This window comes from Kitasatospora sp. NPDC058492 (genome assembly GCF_042720685.1).
In the GTDB taxonomy this organism is placed as follows: domain Bacteria; phylum Actinomycetota; class Actinomycetes; order Streptomycetales; family Streptomycetaceae; genus Kitasatospora.
The window spans coordinates 34,171-53,922 of sequence record NZ_JBHXMU010000021.1; the positions used below are offsets into that span (position 1 = coordinate 34,171).

16 protein-coding genes and 1 riboswitch are annotated in these 19,752 nt (G+C 74.1%); of the genes, 9 read left to right on the forward strand and 7 right to left on the reverse strand.

Translation table 11 applies throughout. The features are described from left to right. Positions 1 to 141 precede the first annotated feature (141 nt). On the forward strand, positions 142 to 1,572 hold the full coding sequence (purB, locus tag ACFWPI_RS16220) for an adenylosuccinate lyase (RefSeq protein WP_380370413.1): 1,431 nt from the start codon (positions 142 to 144) through the stop codon (positions 1,570 to 1,572). A gap of 24 nt (positions 1,573 to 1,596) precedes the next feature. Here purB and ACFWPI_RS16225 read toward each other — a convergent pair whose 3' ends face one another. Then, positions 1,597 to 3,129, reverse strand: coding sequence for an MFS transporter (locus ACFWPI_RS16225; RefSeq protein ID WP_380370409.1), 1,533 nt, complete (start codon positions 3,127 to 3,129; stop codon positions 1,597 to 1,599). Positions 3,130 to 3,441: 312 nt separating this feature from the next. Next, positions 3,442 to 3,624, forward strand: a riboswitch (cyclic di-AMP (ydaO/yuaA leader). Positions 3,625 to 3,626: 2 nt separating this feature from the next. Here ACFWPI_RS16225 and ACFWPI_RS16230 point away from each other — a divergent pair. Beyond that, positions 3,627 to 4,586, forward strand: a complete 960-nt coding sequence (locus ACFWPI_RS16230) for a peptidoglycan DD-metalloendopeptidase family protein (protein ID WP_380370407.1) — start codon at positions 3,627 to 3,629, stop codon at positions 4,584 to 4,586. Positions 4,587 to 4,870: 284 nt separating this feature from the next. On the opposite strand, the gene ACFWPI_RS16235 is transcribed toward ACFWPI_RS16230, so the two are convergent. Continuing rightward, a complete protein-coding gene (locus ACFWPI_RS16235) occupies positions 4,871 to 5,590 on the reverse strand; it encodes a DUF2470 domain-containing protein (protein ID WP_380370405.1) in 720 nt (239 codons plus the stop codon). 179 nt (positions 5,591 to 5,769) lie between these two features. On the opposite strand from ACFWPI_RS16235, the gene ACFWPI_RS16240 reads away from it, so the two are divergent. Next, positions 5,770 to 6,984, forward strand: coding sequence for an MFS transporter (locus tag ACFWPI_RS16240; RefSeq protein ID WP_380370403.1), 1,215 nt, complete (start codon positions 5,770 to 5,772; stop codon positions 6,982 to 6,984). 112 nt (positions 6,985 to 7,096) lie between these two features. Here ACFWPI_RS16240 and ACFWPI_RS16245 read toward each other — a convergent pair whose 3' ends face one another. The 3 genes from ACFWPI_RS16245 to ACFWPI_RS16255 are packed head-to-tail and all read right to left on the reverse strand — an operon-like array spanning position 7,097 to position 9,439. Continuing rightward, a complete protein-coding gene (locus ACFWPI_RS16245; protein ID WP_063350227.1) occupies positions 7,097 to 7,522 on the reverse strand; it encodes a RidA family protein in 426 nt (141 codons plus the stop codon). Between the two features lie 26 nt (positions 7,523 to 7,548). Next, positions 7,549 to 8,298 (reverse strand): IclR family transcriptional regulator, encoded by a 750-nt coding sequence (locus ACFWPI_RS16250; RefSeq protein ID WP_063350228.1) that lies wholly within the window; start codon positions 8,296 to 8,298, stop codon positions 7,549 to 7,551. A gap of 37 nt (positions 8,299 to 8,335) precedes the next feature. Then, the gene (locus ACFWPI_RS16255) at positions 8,336 to 9,439 is read right to left on the reverse strand and encodes a sugar kinase (protein WP_380370401.1); all 1,104 of its coding nucleotides are present in this window, start codon (positions 9,437 to 9,439) and stop codon (positions 8,336 to 8,338) included. Positions 9,440 to 9,565: 126 nt separating this feature from the next. On the opposite strand from ACFWPI_RS16255, the gene ACFWPI_RS16260 reads away from it, so the two are divergent. The 5 genes from ACFWPI_RS16260 (at position 9,566) to ACFWPI_RS16280 (ending at position 16,137) form a co-directional block, all read left to right on the forward strand. Next, positions 9,566 to 10,867 carry an amino acid deaminase gene (locus ACFWPI_RS16260; RefSeq protein WP_380370398.1) on the forward strand — a complete coding sequence of 434 codons (1,302 nt, stop codon included), beginning with the start codon at positions 9,566 to 9,568 and terminating at the stop codon, positions 10,865 to 10,867. Beyond that, positions 10,867 to 12,486, forward strand: coding sequence for an amidohydrolase family protein (locus ACFWPI_RS16265; RefSeq protein WP_380370396.1), 1,620 nt, complete (start codon positions 10,867 to 10,869; stop codon positions 12,484 to 12,486). Before ACFWPI_RS16260 ends, ACFWPI_RS16265 begins: the two co-directional genes overlap by 1 nt. Next, a complete protein-coding gene (locus ACFWPI_RS16270) occupies positions 12,483 to 13,124 on the forward strand; it encodes a bifunctional 4-hydroxy-2-oxoglutarate aldolase/2-dehydro-3-deoxy-phosphogluconate aldolase (RefSeq protein WP_208869124.1) in 642 nt (213 codons plus the stop codon). The genes ACFWPI_RS16265 and ACFWPI_RS16270 overlap by 4 nt, the downstream gene beginning before the upstream one ends. A gap of 206 nt (positions 13,125 to 13,330) precedes the next feature. Next, positions 13,331 to 14,911, forward strand: a complete 1,581-nt coding sequence (locus ACFWPI_RS16275) for an alpha-amylase family glycosyl hydrolase (RefSeq protein ID WP_380370393.1) — start codon at positions 13,331 to 13,333, stop codon at positions 14,909 to 14,911. A 173-nt stretch (positions 14,912 to 15,084) separates the two neighbouring features. Then, positions 15,085 to 16,137, forward strand: coding sequence for a hypothetical protein (locus ACFWPI_RS16280; RefSeq protein ID WP_380370391.1), 1,053 nt, complete (start codon positions 15,085 to 15,087; stop codon positions 16,135 to 16,137). Positions 16,138 to 16,403: 266 nt separating this feature from the next. Here ACFWPI_RS16280 and ACFWPI_RS16285 read toward each other — a convergent pair whose 3' ends face one another. Then, positions 16,404 to 17,933, reverse strand: coding sequence for an APC family permease (locus tag ACFWPI_RS16285; protein WP_380370389.1), 1,530 nt, complete (start codon positions 17,931 to 17,933; stop codon positions 16,404 to 16,406). Between the two features lie 179 nt (positions 17,934 to 18,112). Between ACFWPI_RS16285 and ACFWPI_RS16290 the strand changes: the two genes are divergently transcribed. Continuing rightward, positions 18,113 to 18,865: a FadR/GntR family transcriptional regulator gene (locus tag ACFWPI_RS16290; protein WP_380370387.1), complete on the forward strand. Its 753-nt coding sequence runs from the start codon at positions 18,113 to 18,115 to the stop codon at positions 18,863 to 18,865. A gap of 70 nt (positions 18,866 to 18,935) precedes the next feature. Here the strand turns inward: ACFWPI_RS16290 and ACFWPI_RS16295 are convergent, their stop codons facing one another. After that, positions 18,936 to 19,688: a (2Fe-2S)-binding protein gene (locus ACFWPI_RS16295; protein WP_380370384.1), complete on the reverse strand. Its 753-nt coding sequence runs from the start codon at positions 19,686 to 19,688 to the stop codon at positions 18,936 to 18,938. Positions 19,689 to 19,752 lie beyond the last annotated feature (64 nt).

Here is a 19,752-nt window from a genome sequence, read left to right on the forward strand (position 1 = left end):
GTGAGCCGCCCGGTAACGGACCGCGCCGCGCCCGGCGGGAGCCGTCGGGCGGGCCCGGCCGGAGCCGTCCGCTCCGGCCCGGGCCGTAGCCGCCCGATGCGCCGACGTTCCGGCTGACCTCGGCTGTTAGGCTTGCGAAGCGTGAGCGCGAAGCCCCAGATCCCCAATGTCCTGGCCTCCCGGTACGCCTCGGCGACCCTGGCCCAGCTGTGGTCCCCCGAGCACAAGGTGGTCCTTGAGCGCCACCTGTGGCTCGCCGTCCTGAAGGCCCAGCAGGACCTCGGTGTCGAGGTACCGGCGAACGCCGTCGCCGACTACGAGCGGGTGATCGACCAGGTCGACCTCGGCTCGATCGCCGCCCGTGAGCGGGTCACCCGCCACGACGTGAAGGCCCGCATCGAGGAGTTCAGCGAACTCGCCGGCCACGAGCAGATCCACAAGGGCATGACCTCCCGGGATCTGACCGAGAACGTCGAGCAGCTGCAGATCCGCCAGTCGCTGGAGCACGTGCGCGACCGTACGGTGGCCGTGCTGGTCCGGCTGGCCCGCCTGGCCGCCCAGCACTCCGAGCTGGTCATGGCCGGCCGCTCGCACAACGTGGCCGCGCAGGCCACCACCCTGGGCAAGCGCTTCGCGTCGATCACCGACGAGCTGCTGGTCGCCTTCCGCCGCCTGGAGGAGCTGATCGCCCGCTACCCGCTGCGCGGGATCAAGGGCCCGGTCGGTACCGCCCAGGACATGCTGGACCTGCTCGGTGGCGACACCGACAAGCTCGCCGAGCTGGAGCGCCGGGTCGCCGGGCACCTCGGCTTCGACAACGTGTTCATCAGCGTCGGCCAGGTCTACCCGCGCTCGCTGGACTTCGAGGTGCTCACCGCCCTCGTCCAGCTGGCCGCCGCGCCGTCCAGCCTGGCCAAGACCATCCGTCTGATGGCCGGCCACGAGCTGGTGACGGAGGGCTTCAAGGAGGGCCAGGTCGGCTCCTCGGCGATGCCGCACAAGATGAACACCCGCTCCTGCGAGCGCGTCAACGGCCTGGCCGTCATCCTGCGCGGCTACGCCTCGATGACCGGCGAGCTGGCCGGCGACCAGTGGAACGAGGGTGACGTCTCCTGCTCGGTGGTGCGCCGGGTCGCGCTGCCGGACGCCTTCTTCGCCTTCGACGGCCTGCTGGAGACCTTCCTGACCGTCCTCGACGAGTTCGGCGCCTTCCCCGCCGTGATCGAGGCCGAGCTGGACCGCTACCTGCCGTTCCTCGCCACCACCAAGGTGCTGATGGGCGCGGTGCGCGCGGGCGTCGGCCGGGAGACCGGGCACGAGGTCATCAAGGAGCACGCCGTCGCCTCCGCGCTGGCGATGCGTGCGGGCGCCCGCGAGAACGAGCTGCTGGACCGGTTGGCCGCCGACGAGCGGATCCCGCTGGACCGGGCCGGGCTGGACGCGCTGCTGGCCGACCGGCTCTCCTTCACCGGTGCGGCCGGCGCCCAGGTCGCCGAGGTGGTCCGCCAGGTGGAGGCCGTCGCCGCCGCCTACCCGGAGGCCGCCAAGTACGCGCCGGCCGACATTCTCTGACGGGCAGTACTTCCTGACGATTCGTCAGCCGGCTGAGGGCCCTGCCGCCGATCCGGTGGCGGGGCCCTCGTCCGTGTGGACGTGGCCCGGGTCGAGTGGTGGGGTGGTGCCGCAGGCCCACTCGCAGTCCGGCTCGGCCACCGGGCGGTCCACCGGCGCGAGCACGTTGCCGCGGACGGTGGCGAAGGCCGTCAGCCCGCCGGTGACCAGCAGCCCGGCGCAGATCAGCATCGCGGTGCGGAAGGCGGAGTCCACCGCGGACGGCACCCGGTAGGCGTCGCCGCTCAGCCCGGCGAGCGAGGGCAGCGCGGCGACCGCGAGCAGCCCGGCCGCGCGGGCGGCGGCGTTGTTGACGCCGCTGGCGATGCCCGCGTGCCGGACCTCGACGGCGGCCAGCACCGTCGCCGTCAGCGGCGCGACCAGCAGGGTCATCCCGCAGCCCAGCACCGTGACGGCGGGCAGCACGTCCGCCCAGTAGGAGGAGCCGGGGCCGGTGCGCAGCATCAGCAGCACCCCGGCGGCGCACAGCAGCGGACCGACGGTGAGCGGGATCCGGGGGCCGATCCGCTTGCCCAGCCGCCCGGCGCGCGCCGACAGGGTCAGCATCAGCACGGTGATCGGGACCAGGGCGAGGCCGGAGACCAGCGGGGAGAAGCCGGAGACGATCTGCAACTGCACCACCAGCAGGAAGAACACCCCGCTGAACGCCGCGTAGACGCAGAGGGTGACCAGGTTGACGGCGGTGAACAGCCGGGAGGAGAAGAGGCCGAGCGGCAGCATCGGCTCGGCGGCGCGGCGCTCGACCGCGATGAAGGCCGCGCCGAGCAGCAGGCCGATCGCGCCGGTGAGCCAGACCGCGGGGGACAGGCCCTCTCCGGCGGCGGTCAGCGCGTAGGTGATCGCGCCGAGGGCGAGCGCGGCGAGCAGCGCGCCGAGCACGTCGAAGCGGCCGACGGCGCTCTCGTTCCGGCTCTCGGGGACGAACCGGGAGGTGACCGCGACCACGGCGGCCGCGAGCGGCAGGTTCAGCAGGAAGATCCACCGCCAGCCGGGGCCGTCCACCAGCCAGCCGCCGAGGAAGGGGCCGACCGCGGCCGACACCCCGCCGAGGCCCGACCACAGGCCGACCGCCGCCGAGCGGTCGTCCGGGTGGAAGACGGCTTGCAGCATGGCGAGCGAGCCGGGGGTGAGCAGCGCCCCGCCGATGCCCTGGACGGCGCGGGCGGCGATCAGCACGTGGATGGTGGGGGCGGCGGCGCAGGCCGCGGAGGCGGCGGCGAACCAGAGCACGCCGATCAGGAAGACCCGGCGCCGGCCGTACCGGTCGCCGAGCGCGCCGCCGAGCAGGATCAGTCCGGCCAGGGTGAGCAGATAGGCGTTGAGCGTCCACTGCAGGGACGCGAGGGAGGCGCCGAGATCGGTGCCGATGCGGGGCAGCGCGACGTTCACCACGGTGCCGTCGAGCATCGCCATGCTGGAGCCGAGCACCGTCGCGAGGAGGACCCAGCGTCCCCGCGAGGTGCCCAGGCGCAGTGTTCCTGCTTCGGAGGTGGCCACGGGCCGATCCTGCGCCCGTGGGGCGTACGTGACAAGGGTCACCGGGGGGTGTGTCGGTGGGTGCGCGGTGCGTGAGCGGGTGGGTGCGCAGCGGTGGCGGAATCGGCGCAGCGTCGTGGATCAGTGGCGCCGGGTGAATGGATTGTGCACGTACGGTGCAGCCGATCATTCGGAGGGTCACCGCAGCTCGGGGGGTTGTTGCCGGTTCAAGTGATCGACATTGCTTCACCCGAACGGATGGGTTTTAGTTCAGCGACCGCCCGGCCAGTCCGGACGGATCCACCGGGTGGAACGCCGAATCCTGCCGCTGCCCGGTGGCTCGCACCGAACTCTGTACGGCAGGAGCGGGGGACCCACAGGTAAGTCGCCGGACCGGAAACGGCACGCTTTCGCGTACCCGGATCCAGGGCCGGCTAGGGGTGAAGCCGCATGTGCGGCCGGGCAACTCCAGCCCGAACCCGACAGCTCACCTCGCAGGCGTCGGAGAGGAAAATTCCATGCCTGCACAGGCTCGTCGTATCGCCCTGCCCCGCGCCGCCCGCATCGGGATCGCCACCGCCGTCACCGGTGTCTCCTTCGCCCTGCCGCTCGTCACCGCGATGAGCGCCCAGGCCTACCCCGCGCCGGCCGCCGCCGTCACCGCCGCCCCGGCCGCCGCTCCCGCCGACCAGGCCCAGGCCCCGTCGCAGGAGAGCTACCGCGTCGTCAGCGGCGACACCCTGTCCCGGATCGCCGACGCCCAGCACGTCGAGGGCGGCTGGCAGGCGCTGTACGACCACAACCGCGAGGTCGTCGGCGGCAACCCGGACCTGATCTTCCCCGGTCAGCAGCTCGTGATCGCCGGCCCGGCCGCCCCGGCCAAGCCCGCCGCCCCGGCGAAGCCCGCCCAGCCGTCCGCCCAGGACGCCGCGCCGGCCACCACCGCCGCCAAGCCGCAGGCCCAGCTGGAGGTCCGGACCGAGGCGGCCAAGCCGTCCGCCCAGCTCCAGACCCAGCTGCAGACCGCCGCGCCGACCACCGCGGTCACCGCCGTGCCGGTCGCCGCCGCCTCGGCCTTCGTCGCCCCGCTGGCCAGCCCGAAGCTGGGCACCGCCTACGGCGTGGCCGGCTCGATGTGGGCCTCCGGCCACCACACCGGCCAGGACTTCGTCGCCTCCACCGGCACCCCGCTGCGCGCCGTCGGCAACGGCGTCGTGGTGAAGGCCGGCAACGGCGGCGCCTACGGCAACGAGGTCGAGATCAAGCTCGCCGACGGCCACTTCGCCGAGTACGCGCACCTCTCCTCGATCGGTGTGAAGATCGGTCAGGCCGTCAAGGCCGGACAGCAGATCGGCCTCTCCGGCGCGACCGGCAACGTGACCGGCCCGCACCTGCACTTCGAGATCCGCAACGGCTCGGAGTACGGCTCGGACATCAACCCGGTCGCCTACCTGCGGGCCCACGGCGTCGCGCTCTGACCCGTGCCGGATGCACCGGATGCACCGGATGCACCGGATGTGTCGGATGCGTCGGGTGAGGAACCACCGCTGCTACGGGGCGAATCGACCACCCGGGATGGTCATGTCGGGTGACCGCTCGACCGGGTGATCGCCGCAGCAGTGGACATGGGCGCGGGACACGCCCAGGCCGGCCCGGCTCGCGAGACTTCTCTCACGAGCCGGGCCGGCCGCTGTCGTTTCCGGACCTTTTCGGGTGCCCTCGGGGCAAGTTGACGATACGTCAGGCGCGTTGGTGGGCCGGTTCAGATCCGGTGGGCGGGCAGCCCGTGCTGGGCGGCGGTCAGCAGCTCGTGCATCCGCTGCCCGAAGTCCTCGGTGTCGGCGGCCGGTTCGGGGAAGACCAGGCGGACGTCGCGGTGGCCGTGCGGGTGGTCCAGGCGCAGGACCAGGCCGTGGCGGTCCAGGGCGAGCGGGCGGACCTCCGGGTGCTGGGCGAGCAGGTCCGGGTCGAGCAGCCGGGTGAGGACGGCGAGGGCGTCGGCGTGGTCGTCGGCGAGGTGGGTGAGCATGGCGGCCTCGTAGCGGGCCAGCGGGTCGGGTGCGGCGTGGGCGAGGTCGCCGGCGGTGAGTGCGCCGGTGCCGTACGGGGTGGAGAGGACGGCGTGGGCGACGTCCACGCGCAGGTGGACGCTGAGGCCGTCGTCGGCGAGGTGGGCCAGGTGCAGTCGGCCGGCCAGGGTGAGGCGGGCGCGGATCCGGTCGCGGACGGCGACGGGGGAGATGTCGGTGACGTCCAGGACGACGGCGAGTCCGTCGGTGGCGCGGGCGGCGGCGGTGGCGAGCGGGTCGCCCAGCGGGGCGCGCAGGCGCAGCCGGGAGCCGTGGACGGAGACCGGGGTGTCGAGGTCGTGGTGCTCGCCGCAGGCGCGGACGGTGAGCGAGGAGGTCGCGCTGAGCAGGCTCTGGACCCGCTCGGCGGTGGTGGGTTCGGGCACCTCGGCGTCGCCGGCGGGCAGGCTCATGACGGACCTCCAGTTAGTTAGGTGAGCCTAACCTAATCTCCGCTCGGGGGTGTGGCAAGTGGCGTGGTCGGGGTCGCTGCCGTCGGGGATAGAAAGCGCTTGCAAGTACCTGCGAATGTCTCGTATTGTCGACGCTGGTAGTTGCATGCGCAACGGTTCTCTCTGGAAAGCGGTCCCTCATGCCCCTCGCGCTCCTGGCGCTGGCGATCAGCGCCTTCGGTATCGGCACCACCGAGTTCGTGATCATGGGCCTGCTGCCCGAGGTCGCCGGCGACTTCTCGGTCGCCATCCCCACCGCCGGTCTGCTGATCTCCGGCTACGCGCTCGGCGTCGTGGTCGGCGGCCCGCTGCTCACCATCCTCGGCACCCGCGCCCCCCGCAAGGGCATGCTGCTGACGCTGATGGGCCTGTTCGTGGTGGGCAACCTGATCGCGGCCGTCGCCCCCGCCTTCGGGCTGCTGATGGTCGGGCGGATCGTCAGCGCCTTCGCGCACGGCGCGTTCTTCGGCATCGGCTCGGTCGTCGCCGCCGACCTGGTCGCCCCGCACAAGCGGGCCGGCGCCATCGCCCTGATGTTCACCGGCCTCACCGCCGCCAACGTGCTGGGCGTCCCGATGGGCACCCTGCTCGGCCAGCACTTCGGCTGGCGCTCCACGTTCTACGTCGTCGCCGGGCTCGGCCTGCTCGGCCTCGCCGGAATCGCGGCGCTGGTGCCCGTCCAGCCGCGGACCGGCGCCGCCCGTCTCGGCCCCGAACTGGCCGTCTTCCGGACCCTGCGGCTCTGGCTCGCGCTCGCCATGACCGTGCTCGGCTGGGGCGGCATCTTCGCGATGTTCACCTACATCACGCCGATGATGACCGAACTGGCGGGCTTCGCCCCGAGCAGCGTCACCTGGCTGCTCTTCCTGTTCGGCGTCGGCCTGTTCGTCGGCAACCTGCTGGGCGGCTGGTTCGCCGACCGCGCGCTGATGCGCAGCCTCACCGTGATCCTCGCGGTGCTCGCGGTGCTGCTGTTCGCCTTCACCTTCGCCGCGCACAGCAAGCCGGCCGCGATCGTCCTCATCCCGCTGATCGGGCTGTTCGGCTTCGCGACCGTCGCGCCGCTGCAGAAACGGGTCATGGACCAGGCGGCGGGCGCGCCGACGCTGGCCTCGGCCGCCAACATCGCCGCGTTCAACCTGGGCAACGCGCTGGCCGCCTGGCTCGGCGGACTGGTCATCTCCGGCGGCCTCGGCTACGACGCGCCGAACTGGGTGGGCGGGCTGCTCACCGCGGTCGCCCTCGGGGTGACGGTGTTCGCGGCGGCGCTGGACCGGCGCGGCGCGGCGGGCGAGGGGCGGGTCGTGGCGCGCTCGGGTGCCCCGGCCGAGCAGGGTGTGCCCGTGGGGCGGTGAGCTCCGGCCGAGCAGGGCGTGCCCGCGGGGAGGTGAACGAGGGGACGGCACAGGGCCCGGACGCCTGGCGTGCGTCCGGGCCCTTGCGGTGGTCGGGCTGCTCGACGGTGTTTCAGGCGACGACGGCCTGGGCGTCGATCTCGACCAGCATCGGCTCCTGCGGCAGCTCGACGAAGATCGTGGTGCGGCAGGGCTTCACGCCGCCGGGCTTGATGTTCTCGTCGATGAACTCGGCGTACACCTCGTTCATCAGCGGGAAGTCCGCCCGCTTGGTGAGGTAGACCCGGAACATCACCACGTCCTCGATGGTGGCGCCGCCGGCCTCGACGATCGCCTTGACGTTCTCCAGCGTGCGCCGGGTCTGCGCCTTCACGTCGCCGTGGTACAGGTACTCGCCGGTCGCCGGGTCCTGCGGGCCCTGGCCGGAGACCTGGAGGATCGGGCCCTTGCGGACGCCCTGGGAGAACATCCAGGCGGGGGCGGGGGCGCCGTCGGTGCGGATCTCGGTCTTGCCGTTGGTCGGGTGCTGCTCGTTCATGAGGTTCCTTACGGTCTGACGGTTGATCAGTTGTGGTCCGGGCGACCGCAGTCGGCCGAGATGGCGCGGGTGGTGGCGAGCAGCTGCGGGAGGAGGTCCAGCACCTGCTCGTAGGGGAGGACGACGTCCGGGACGGAGATGGACGCGGCGGCGACGACCCGGCCGCTGGCGTCCCGGATCGGGGCGGCCACGCAGTTGATGAACGCCTCGTGCTCGGCGTGGTCCTGCGCCCAGCCCTGGACGGCGACCTTCTCCAGCTCGGCGAGCAGCGCCTCGGGCGTGCTGAGGGTGCGCGGGGTGTGCGGGGTGAAGTCGATCCCGGCGGCCACCCGGCGGCGTTCGGGCAGCGGCAGGTCGGCGAGCAGCACCTTGGAGACGGCGGCGCTGTGCAGGGCGGCGCGCAGGCCGATCCGGGAGTACATCCTGACCGGGTGCCGGGAGTCGAACTTGTCGATGTAGACGACCTCGCCGCCCTCGTACGCGGCCAGGTGCACGGTCTGGCCGGTGGTGGCGTTCAGCTCGGCCAGGTGCGGGGCGGCGATCCGGCGGACGCCGCGCTGTTCCAGGGCGAGGCCGGAGAGGGCGAACAGGCCGGCGCCCAGGTGGTAGCGGTAGGCGGCGTCACGGTAGACGAACCGTTCCTCCTCCAGGCTCTGGAGCAGTCGGAGCACGGTCGTCTTGTGGACGCCGAGCACCTCGGCCAGCTGGTCGAGGGAGCGCTCGCCCTCGCCGAGTTCGGCGAGCAGGCGCAGGGCGCGGGTGACGGTCTGGCTCATCGTGCTCCGCCGGGGTCGTTCGGGCTCGGGTTGGTGCTCATTGTGCCCGGGCCCGCCGGGTGTCGCGGGACCGGTCCGCGGGGACGGCCGGGCCGGTGATGCCCTCCACCGAGACCCGGGTGGCGGCCCAGTCGGCGGGCGAGGCGTCGAGCAGCGCGGCCACCACGGCGGCGGGCGGCAGTTCGGCCTGGTCGCCGTGGGCGGTCAGCGCGCAGGCGGCGCTCAGGTGGCCGAGCCGCAGCCGGCGGCGCTGGTCCAAACCGCGGACGGTGCCGGCCAGGTAGCCGGCGGCGAAGGCGTCGCCCGCGCCGGTGGCCTCGACCACCTCGACGGCCAGGGCCGGTTCGCTCACCGACGTGCCGTCCCGCTCCAGGGCGGTGACCAGCCGGGCGGCGTCCTTGACCACCACGGTGGCCGGGGAGGCGAAGCGGCGGCGCAGCGCGACCGGCTCCCCGGTGCCGAACGCGGCCTCGGCCTCGTCGGCGCCGATCAGCAGCAGGTCGGCGGCGTCCAGCAGCGGCGGCAGGACGGCCGGGTCGCGGTCGTGCCAGAGTGCGGGGCGCCAGTTGAGGTCGAAGCTGACGGTCCGCTCCGGGCGGCGGTCGGCGAGCAGGGCGCGCAGCAGCGCCAGGCAGTCGTCGGAGAGCGCGGCGGTGATGCCGGACAGGTGCAGCAGGCGGGCGCCGGACAGCAGCCGGACGGCCGCCGGGTCGGCCAGCAGGGCGGGGGAGAGCGCGGCGGCCGCGGAGCCGCGCCGGTGGTAGTGCAGCCGGCTGCGGCCGGGGCCGAGGTCGTGGTGGTGGCCGGTGGCGCCGCCGACCTCCTTGAGGTACAGGCCGGTGGGGCGGTGCGGGTCGACGGCGACCGCCGAGACGTCCACGCCGCGGGCGGCGACCTCGGCGAGCAGCCGGCGGCCGAAGCCGTCGTCGCCGACCCGGCTGATCCAGGCGGTCGGCACGCCGAGCGCGGCCAGTGCGCCGGCCACGTTGGACTCCGCGCCGCCGACCGACAGCCGGAAGTTCTCCACGGCCTCCAGCGGGCCCGGCCGGTCCGGCAGCAGCACCGCCATGGACTCGCCCACGCACACGGCCGTCGGGGAAGGACCGGGGCGGGCCGGGCCCGGGGTGTCCTGTCGCGGCATCTGCTGGGCTCCTCCGTCTGCGGCGGCCGTTCCGTTGACCGTGATCCGGCGCCGATGCTAGAACCGTCATGCCAACATGTGCAACCCTCATTGCACATGTTGCAACACGGCAGATGGAGGAAGACGGTGGAGCAGACCTTCGCAAGCATCGGCACCGGGCCGGGCATCGACGACGGCGCGGTGGCGGCCCTCGCCGACGAGACGCTCGACTGGCGGTTCAAGGCCGCCCCGCCGGAGGCCTGGGGGCACTCCGTCCGCGACTGGCTGGCCACCGGACCCACCCTCACCGGGCTCGGCACCCCGCTGCTCACCCTGGACGGCGCCGCGCTCGACCACAACCTGCGCACCATGGCCGACTGGTGCGCCAAGGCCGGGGTCGCGCTCGTGCCGCACGGCAAGACCACCATGGCGCCCGCCCTCTGGCAGGCGCAGCTCGCCGCCGGCAGCCACGGCATCACCCTCGCCAACCTGCCGCAGGTGCGTGTCGCCCGGGCCTTCGGAGTCGAGCGGATCCTGCTCGCCAACACCCTGCTCGACCCGGCCGGACTGGCCTGGCTCGCCGCCGAACTGGCCGCCGACCCGGCGTTCGCCTTCGTCTCCTGGGTGGACTCCACCGAGAGCGTCCGGCTGATGGACGAGGCGCTGCGCGCCGCCGGGGCCCAGCGGCCCGTCGAGGTCCTGGTCGAACTCGGCGGCCCCGGCGGGCGCACCGGCGCCCGCGGCGTCGACGCGGCCGTCGAGATCGCCGCCGCCGTGCTGCGCGCCCCCACCCTGCGCCTCGCGGGCGTCGGCGGCTACGAGGGCGCGCTCGCCCACGACGCCACCGCCGACGGGCTGGCCACCGTCCGCGGCTACCTCAAGGCGCTCGCCGACCTGCACGGCCGGCTCGCCCGCGCCTACCCGGACGACGCCCGGCCGATCGTGACGGCCGGCGGCAGCGCCTACTTCGACCTGGTCGTCGAGGAACTCGCAAGCCTGCCGGAAGCCCTCGTGGTCCTGCGCTCGGGCGCGTACATCGCCCACGACGACGGCTTCTACCGGGGCATCTCGCCGCTGGTCCGGGGCGCCGGCGCCACGCCGTTCCGCAGCGCGCTGCACGGCTGGGCCCGGGTGGTGTCCCGGCCCGAGCCGCAACTGGCCCTGCTGGACGCCGGCAAGCGCGACCTGCCCTTCGACGAGGGCCTGCCCGAGCCGCAACACGTGCGCGGCGGCGCCGAGTTGACCGGCACTGCGGCCCGGATCACCGCACTCAACGACCAGCACGCCTTCCTGCGCGACGCGGGCGACCTCGCCCCGATCGGCGCGGTGCTGCGACTCGGCGTCTCCCACCCGTGCACGGCCTTCGACAAGTGGACCGCGATCCCGGTGCTCGACTCCGCCGACGCGGCCGAGCCGAAGGTCACCGGGCTGGTCAGGACGTTCTTCTGATGGCGGGCGGCAGAACGCCCGACACCGTCTTCCGGGGCGCCACCGTCGTCGACGGCACCGGCGCGGACCGCTACCGGGCGGACGTGCGGATCACCGACGGGCTGATCGCCGGGATCGGCCCCGGCCTCGACGCGCCGACGGTGGTGGACGCCGACGGGCTGGTCCTCGCCCCCGGCTTCATCGACATGCACGCCCACTCCGACCTCGCCCTGCTGCTCGAACCCGAGCACCCGGCCAAGGTCACCCAGGGCGTCACCTGCGAGGTCCTCGGCCAGGACGGCCTGTCCTACGCCCCGGTGGACGACACCACCCTGCCCGCGCTGCGCCGCCAACTGGCCGGCTGGAACGGCGATCCGGAGGCCTTCGACTGGGACTGGCGCGGCGTCGCCGGCTACCTGGACCGGATCGACCGCACCGGCGTCGCCGTCAACGCCTGCTACCTCGTCCCGCACGGCTCGCTGCGGATGCTCGCCATGGGCTGGGCCAACCGGCCGCCCACCCCGGCCGAACTCGACCGGATGCGCCAGGAGTTGGCGCAGGGCCTGCTGGACGGCGCGGTCGGCATGTCCAGCGGCCTCAGCTACACCCCCGGGATGTACGCGGACACCGCCGAACTGGTCGAGCTGTGCACCGTGGTCGCGGCCTACGGCGGCTTCCACGCCCCGCACCAACGCTCGTACGGCGAGGGCGCATTGGAGGGCTACGCGGAAATGGTGGAGATCGCCCGGCGGACCGGCTGCGCGCTGCACCTGACCCACGCCACGATGAACTTCGGCGTCAACCGGGGCCGGGCCGGCGAACTGCTGGAACTGGTCGACCAGGCACTCGCCGACGGCGTCGACCTCACCCTGGACAGCTACCCCTACCTGCCCGGCTCCACCACCCTGGCCGCCCTGCTGCCCAGTTGGGCCACCGAGGGCGGCCCGGAAGCGACCCTCACCCGGCTCGCCGACCCGGCCGCCCGCGAGCGGATCCGGTACGAGGTGGAGGAGAAGGGCAGCGACGGCTGCCACGGCGTCGTCACCGACTGGGCGACGATCCAGATCTCCGGCGTCCGGACGGCCGAGCTGGCACGGACGGTCGGCCGGACCGTCGCCGAACTCGCCGCCGAGCAGGGCCGCAGCGGGACGGAGGTCTTCCTCGACCTGCTGCGCCGCGACGAACTGGCCACCACGATCCTCCAGCACGTCGGGCACGAGGAGAACGTCCGGGCGATCATGCGCCACCCGGCGCACACCGTCGGCAGCGACGGGCTGCTGGTCGGTGCCCGGCCGCACCCGCGCGCCTGGGGCACCTTCCCCCGCTACCTCGGCCACTACAGCCGGGAGTTGGGCGTGCTGACGCTGGAGGAGGCCATCGCCCGGATGACCGGCCGGCCCGCCGCCCGGCTCGGGCTGCACCGGCGCGGCCTGATCGCCCCCGGCCACCACGCCGACCTGGTGCTCCTCGACCCCGAGAAGGTCCGGGACGCCGCCACCTTCGAGCACCCCCGGCTGCCCGCCGAGGGCGTCCAGCACGTGTACGTCAACGGCACCGCCGTCGTCCGGCAGGGCCGCACCACGGGCGCCCGGCCCGGGCGCGCCCTGCGCCGCACCGACCGAGGAACCAGATCCCTGTGAATCCCCCCTCCGTGAACCCCCTCGCCGACCTGCGGGACGACCCGGTGATCGCCGTGGTCCGCGCGCCCCGGATCCCGGACGCGGCCGCGCTGTGCGCCGCGCTCGCCGACGGCGGCATCAACTGGACCGAATTCACCTACACCACACCGGAGGTGACGACGCACCTGCGGCGTGCCGCGGACGCGGGCTGGCGGGTCGGCGTGGGCACCGTGCTGACCGCCGAGCAGGCCGAGCGCGGGGTCGCGAGCGGGGCGTCCTTCCTGGTCACCCCCGGCTGCCGGCCCGAGGTGGCGCAGGCCGCCCGGGCCGCCGGGGTGCCGGTGGTGCTCGGGGCGCTCACCCCGACCGAGGTGGCCCGGGCGGTGGACCTCGGGGCCGCCGCCGTGAAGATCTTCCCGGCCCGGGCGTTCGGCCCCGGCTACTTCAAGGACCTGCGCGGCCCGTACCCGGACGTCCCGCTGGTGGCCTCCGGCGGGGTGAACGCGGGCAACGCCGCCGACTTCCTGGCGCACGGCGCGCTCGCGGTCTGCGCGGGCACGGACGTGGTGCCGCCGGACGCGGTCGCGGCGGGGGACTGGGCGGAGATCACCCGGCGGGCCCGGGCGTTCACCGCGGCGTGCGCGGTGGCCCGGGCCTGAGGGGCCGGCGGGTGGCGGGGTGCCGGGGCGGCGGTCGGCGGACTGTCGGGACTGTCGGGACGGCCGTCGGCGGGTAGTAGGGACGGCCGGTCGGTGGGCTGTCGGGACGGCCGGGGATGGGCGAGAATCGTGCTCCCCAGCCCCAGCCCCAGCCTCGGCCCCAGCCCTGGCCCCGGCCCCCGGATCCGGCAGGAGGACCCACCCCCATGACCTCGCCCCGCCCCGGCCCCGACTGGCTGGCCGACGCCGTCCTGTACCAGATCTACCCGCAGAGCTTCGCGGACTCCGACGGCGACGGCATCGGCGACTTCGCCGGCATCGCCGCGCACCTCGACCACCTCGCCTGGCTCGGCGTCGACACCGTCTGGCTCAACCCCTGCTTCGCCTCCCCGTTCCGCGACGCCGGCTACGACGTCGTCGACTACCTCGCCCCGGCCCCGCGCTACGGCGGCACCGAGGACCTGGTCGCGCTGGTCGAGGCCGCCCGCCGCAAGGGCATCCGGATCCTGCTCGACCTGGTCGCCGGCCACACCTCCGACCGCCACCCCTGGTTCCTGGCCGCCGCCGAGGACCCGGCCGACCACCGGTACATCTGGTCCGACCAGCGGGTGGACGGCTTCGTCGCCTCGCCCGGCAGCCGCCCCGGCTGGTACCGGCCGAACTTCTTCGACTGCCAGCCCGCGCTCAACTTCGGCTACGCGCGCCCCAGTTCCGTGGAGCCCTGGCGCCAGCCGGTGGACGCCGAGGGTCCGCGCGCCAACCGGGCGGCCCTGCGCGACGTCATGGCGCACTGGCTCGGCCTCGGCCTGGCCGGCTTCCGGGTCGACATGGCGTCCTCGCTGGTCAAGGACGACCCGGGCCTGGTGGAGACCGCCAAGCTGTGGACCGGGCTGCGGGCCTGGCTGGACCGCGCCCACCCGCAGGCCGCGCTGTTCGCCGAGTGGGGCGATCCGGCGGCCGCCGTCGCGGCGGGCTTCCACGCGGACTTCTTCCTGCAGTTCGGCGGCGCCGACCGCGGCCTGCCGCTGCGCTCGCTGTGGAACAACGGCGCCGGCACGGTCGAGGAGTTCTGGCAGCAGGGCCCGTGCTACTTCGAGGCCGAGGGGCGAGGCACCCCGCAGGTGTTCCTGGACGCCTGGCGCGCCGCCGCCGAAGCGACCGAGGGCGTCGGCCACATCGCCCTGCCCACCGCCAACCACGACTTCTCCCGGCTGGCCACCGGCCCGCGCACCGACGAGCAACTGGCTGCCGCCTTCGCGTTCCTGTTCACCTGGCCCACCCTGCCGGCCGTCTACTACGGCGACGAGATCGGCATGCGCTACCTGCCCGGACTGCCCGACGTCGAGGGCAGCGTGCTCGGCCCGCGGTACAACCGGGCCGGCTCGCGGACCCCGATGCAGTGGGAGCCCGGGCCGGCGGCGGGCTTCTCCAGCGCGCCGCCCGAGCGCCTCTACCTGCCCGTCGACCCGGACCCGGGGCGCCCGGACGTGCTGTCGCAGCGGGTCGATCCGACCTCGCTGCTGCACACCGTCCGGCGGCTGATCGCGCTGCGCCGGGCGCATCCGGGGCTGGGCGCCTCCGGCGGGGTGGAGGTCCGGCACGCCGGGTACCCGCTGGTGTACACCCGGGCCGGACGGTACCTGGTGGCGGTGAACCCGCGCCGGGAGCCGGGGGTGGTGCGGCTGGAGCACGGCGGGGTGTGCCCGCTGGAGGTGCGGGGCGTGCGGGTGGCGGACGGGGAGCTGCGGGCGGACGGCTTCTCGTACGGCGTGTTCGAGCTGTCCTGAGCGTTCGGCCGTGGCCCCGCTGGGGCGGGCGGCTTTCGATCGGCGTCAGATAGTTGTAAGCTACATCCATAGATGGTTGCATTTACCACCTGGTGTGGGTGCATGCGACACCCTTGACGGTTGCATTTGCCACTCATCTCCACTCGACGCCACCGGAGGACGGTACGAACGCCATGAGCACACCCCAGACCCCCGCCGCAGCGCCCGCCCTGGGGCACTCGCTCAAGCACCTCGCCGTCCACCTGATCACCCCGCTGCTGATGTGCCTCGGCATGGCGCTCGCCTACCAGGGCGCCTTCCACCAGCCCGAGCCGCACCACCTGAAGGTCGCCGTGGTCGGCACCACCCCGCAGGCGCAGGGCCTGGCACAGGCGATCCAGACCAAGGCCGGGGCGGCGGTCGACGTCCGCACCCTGCCCGACCGGGTGACCGCCGAGCAGCAGCTGCGCGACCGCGACCTGGTGGGGGCCTTCCTCCCGGACGCCAGGAGCCCCGAACTGCTCGTCGCCAAGGGGAACTCGGACACCTCGGCGGTGGCCGCCACGGCGGTGTTCAGCAACGTCACCGACCGGCAGGGCGTGCCGCTGCACGTCACCGACCTCACCACCCCGGCCGAGGGCGACCCGACCGGCCAGGGCCTGTTCTTCCTGCTGGTCGCGCTGAGCATCGGCTCCTACGCCAGCGTCGCCGTGATCGGCGCGGCCGGCGCCGGGCTGAGCATGCGGATCCGGGCGCTGGTCGGCGTGGCGGTGTCGCTGGTGGTGAGCGTGATCGGGATCGTCACCGCCGGACCGGTCTTCCATGTGGTCGACCACGACCTGGCCGCGGTGTGGGCGCTCGGCTGGCTCTACTCGGCGGGCATCGTCCTGATCGGCATCGGCCTGCACAGCTTCCTGAAGAAGTGGACGACCCTGGCCCTGATGGTGCTGTTCGTGATGCTGAACTTCACCAGCTCCGGCGGCATCTTCCGGCCCGAGCTGCAGAACGGCTTCTTCGGCGCGCTGCACGGCTTCTGGACCGGCGCCGGCTTCCTGGAGGGCGCGCGCAGCATCCTGTACTTCGACGGCGGCGCGGGCCTCGGCGGGCACGTCGTGACCCTGGTGGTCTGGCTGCTGCTGGGCGGGGCCGCACTGGTGGCCGCCGCGCTCCACGAGGAGCGCGGGCGCCGGGCGGTGGAGAGCCCGGTGGAGGCCGAGGAGGAGATGGCGGAGGCGGTCGCGGTCTGACCGCACCGCACGTGAGTACTCCACCCGGCGCTGAGGGCATCGGCACCGGGTGGGGACCGACGGCCCGCGCCCGGCTCTGGACAAGCCGGACGCGGGCCGGTTTCGCGGCTCCGGTTCCGTGGCTCCGGGCTCGTGGCTCCGGTTTCGTAACTCCGGTTCCGTGACTCCGGGTTCATGACTCCTGGCTCATGGCGCGCCTTCGGGGTGCCCGTCGTCCGGGGCGCGGCCGGAGGCGGCGACGGGGATTCCTCCAGGGGTGAGGGCCATCAGGCGTCCCCGGCGGGGGCCGTCGCGTCGCCGGACGGGGCGTCGCTGCGCAGGTGCGGGCGGGCCAGCAGCAGGTAGAGCCCGCCGGCCGCGAGCACCGCCACGGCCGAGAGCAGCACGAGGTAGTCGTCGTACCAGGCGGCGTCCGGGGTGCGGCCCCAGCAGATGTTGACGATCGCGGCGAGCCCGTACACCAGCGCGCCGATGTTCACCGCCAGGCCCCAGCGCCCGAGCCGGAAGTCCCCGCTCGGGCGCCAGCCGCGCAGCCGGGCGCGCAGGGCGGCCAGCACCACCATCTGGAAGGCCAGGTAGATGCCGATGCTGGAGAAGGAGATGATCTTCGTCAGGGCGCCCTCGGAGAGCGCCGAGGCGCCGACGATGATCACGCCCGGCACTGCCGCCGCGAGCAGCAGTGCGTACGGCGGCACCCGCAGGCGGTCCGAGACGGTGGCGAGCAGCCGGCTGCCCACGATCATCCGGTCCCGGGCGAAGGAGTACGCCAGCCGGCTCGCCGCCGCCTGGAGGCTCAGCACGCAGGACAGGAAGGAGATCAGCACCACGCCGATCACCACCCGGGCGCCGGTGGCGCCGAACGCGTCGTGCAGCACCGAGGCCACCGGGTCCTTGTCGTCGCCGGAGACCACCGCGCCGATGTCCTGGATGGACATCACCAGCGCCAGGCTGACGCCGATCGCCGCCGCGCCGCCGACGTAGAGGGTGCGCCGCATCGACTTGGGGATCTGTCGACCGGGGTTCGGCACCTCCTCGGCGACGTCGCCGCACGCCTCGAAGCCGAAGAAGAGGAAGACCGCGATCAGTCCGGCAGCCAGGAAGGCGTCGGTGTACGAGCCGCCGTCGCCCGCGCCGAAGCGGTCGAAGACCACGCCGAGGCCGTGGTAGCGGTGGGTCAGCAGCAGCCAGGCGCCGACCGCCAGAGCGCCCAGCAGCTCGGCGGCGAAGCCGAACACGGCCGCCGCCGACAGCACCTTGGTGCCGCCCAGGTTGATCACGGTGGCGAGCAGCAGCAGGCCGAGCGCGCACCAGACGGTCGTCGCGGTGCTCGGTTCGACGCCCAGCAGCGCGGCCACGTACGGGCCGGCGCCGTAGGAGACCGCCGCGATGGTGGACATCAGCGCCAGCAGGTACACCCAGCCGGTCAGCCAGCCCCAGGTGCGGCCCCAGAGCCGGCGCGACCACGGGTACACCCCGCCCGCCACCGGGAACTGGGCGACCACCTCGCTGAACACCAGCGCCACCAGCAACTGGCCGACCCCGGCGATCAGGAAGCTCCACACCATCGGCGGGCCGGCGGTCGCGAGGGAGGAGGCGAAGAGTGTGTACACGCCGACGACCGGGGAGAGGTAGGTGAAGCCGAGGGAGAAGTTCGCCCAGAGGCTCATGTCGCGTTTGAACTCGGAGGTGTAGCCGAGGGCGGCCAGCCGAGCGGCATCGGCATCGGCATCGATGTCGGGGCCCTGAGGGGGGAGGGGGCCGGTCGGGGAGGTGGCACGTGCGCTGGCATCGGTCATGACCTGCTCCTGCTCCTGGGAACGTGGCGTGACGCGTGAGGGCTTCCCGGGGGTGGTGCTCGGACCGGGATCGCGGGAAAACATACGAGATCGGGTTTCTAGCGGCAAGGGTGCGTGCCCGACCGGGAGGTACCCTGCCGGGAGCACCCAGTCCGACGGTGATCGAGGAGGGGGCCGGCGTGGCGACGATCGGGAGCACGACCCCGCTGCTCAGCGCCGTCCTCGCGCCATTGACCGACCTCGGCCGCGCCGATGCCGTGGCCCGCCGGATCACCGAGGCGATCGCCCTCGGCCTGGTCGTCGACGGGGACCAACTGCCCAGCGAGAACGACCTCGCCGACCGGCTCGGCGTCGCCAACGGCACCGTCCGCGAGGCGCTCGCCCTGCTCCGCGAGGCCGACCTGATCGAGACCCGGCGCGGCCGCAACGGCGGCAGCTTCGTCCGCACCCCCGGCGAGGGCTCCGAACGCCTCCAACTCGCCCGGCTGCGCGACCTCGCCACCGTCGACCTGCGCGATCTCGGCGACGAGGAACTGGCCGTCTCCGGGACCGCCGCCCGGCTCGCCGCCGAACGCGCCCCCGCCGATCTCGCACCCCGGCTCACCCAGCTGGTGCACGACTTGCGCGACGCCGCCGGGCCCGCCGAGCAGCGCCGCGCCGACGCCCGCTTCCACATCGAACTCGCCGTCGCCGCCCGGTCCGTGCGCCTCACCCGGCTCGCCGTCCGGCTCCAGGCCGAACTCGGCCCGCTGCTCTGGCTGCCCGCACCGCACGGCCCCGACCAGGAACGGTTCGCCGAGCAGCACCGGGAGATCCTGGTCGCCGTCCTGGCCGGCGACGCGGCCGGGGCCCGGGCCGCCGCCGAGGTGCACACCGTCGCCTGCGTGCACCACCTGGTGCGGGGGCACCTCCAGCTGGCGGGCGACGGCTGACGGCTGACGGACACGGCTGACGGACGACGGCTGACCGGAGGCCCGGATATGACCTGCACTCCTGGATGTATCAGCCCCGTCTTGGCGCGGGCGGCCGGGCGAAGCAGCAGTCGCCGCAGACCCCGGCGCCCGGCCCCACCCGGTAGTACAGGCAGCAGCTCGTCCGCCGGAAGGCGGCACCGTGCGGGCCGGTCCGCAGCGTCCCGGTGCCGGCCAGCGGCGGGCGCGCGAGCAGCTCCGCGACCAACGCCCGTGCGGGGCCCGGCGCGTGGGCGTCCAGGACCCGCAGCGTACCGGCCAGGGCGGAGGCGGCGTTGCCCGTCAGCAGCCGGGCGGAGAGCGGGACGGCGGACCGCACCGCCGCCGCCAGCGGCTCCAACTGGCCCACCAGGACGGCCTCGTACAGCTGGTCGGCGAGCGGGAGCGGAGCGGGGAGCGGGGGCTCCGGCGGCGTCCAGAGGTCGAGCGGCCCCTGATCCGGGAGCCGCACCCAGGCGTGCTCCAGCGTCGGGACCGTACCCAGCAGGACGGCCGCCCCGAGGCCCACCGACCAGAAGCGGGCGGCCAGTCCGAGGTGCAGGATCGACGCGGCGACCCGGGGCTCGGCGGTGCCGAGCCGCTGCGCCACCACCCGGATCCGCCGGGCCAGCGGCGCGTCCGGCCCGGTGCCGTACAGCTCGGGCAGCGGCCGGAAGCCCGGGGGCGGCCCCGCGCCGGGCTCGGCGGGGGTGTCGAGCGCGAAGTACGGGCCGACGGCGGCGAGTCGGCCGTAGTCGGGGCGGCCGGCGTTCCCGGTGCCGTCGGCGGGGCGGTCGACGGGCATCGGGCGGGCCTCCAGGGCGTTCAGGCGTTCAGACGTTCGGTGTGATCGGTGCGTCCGGGCGCGC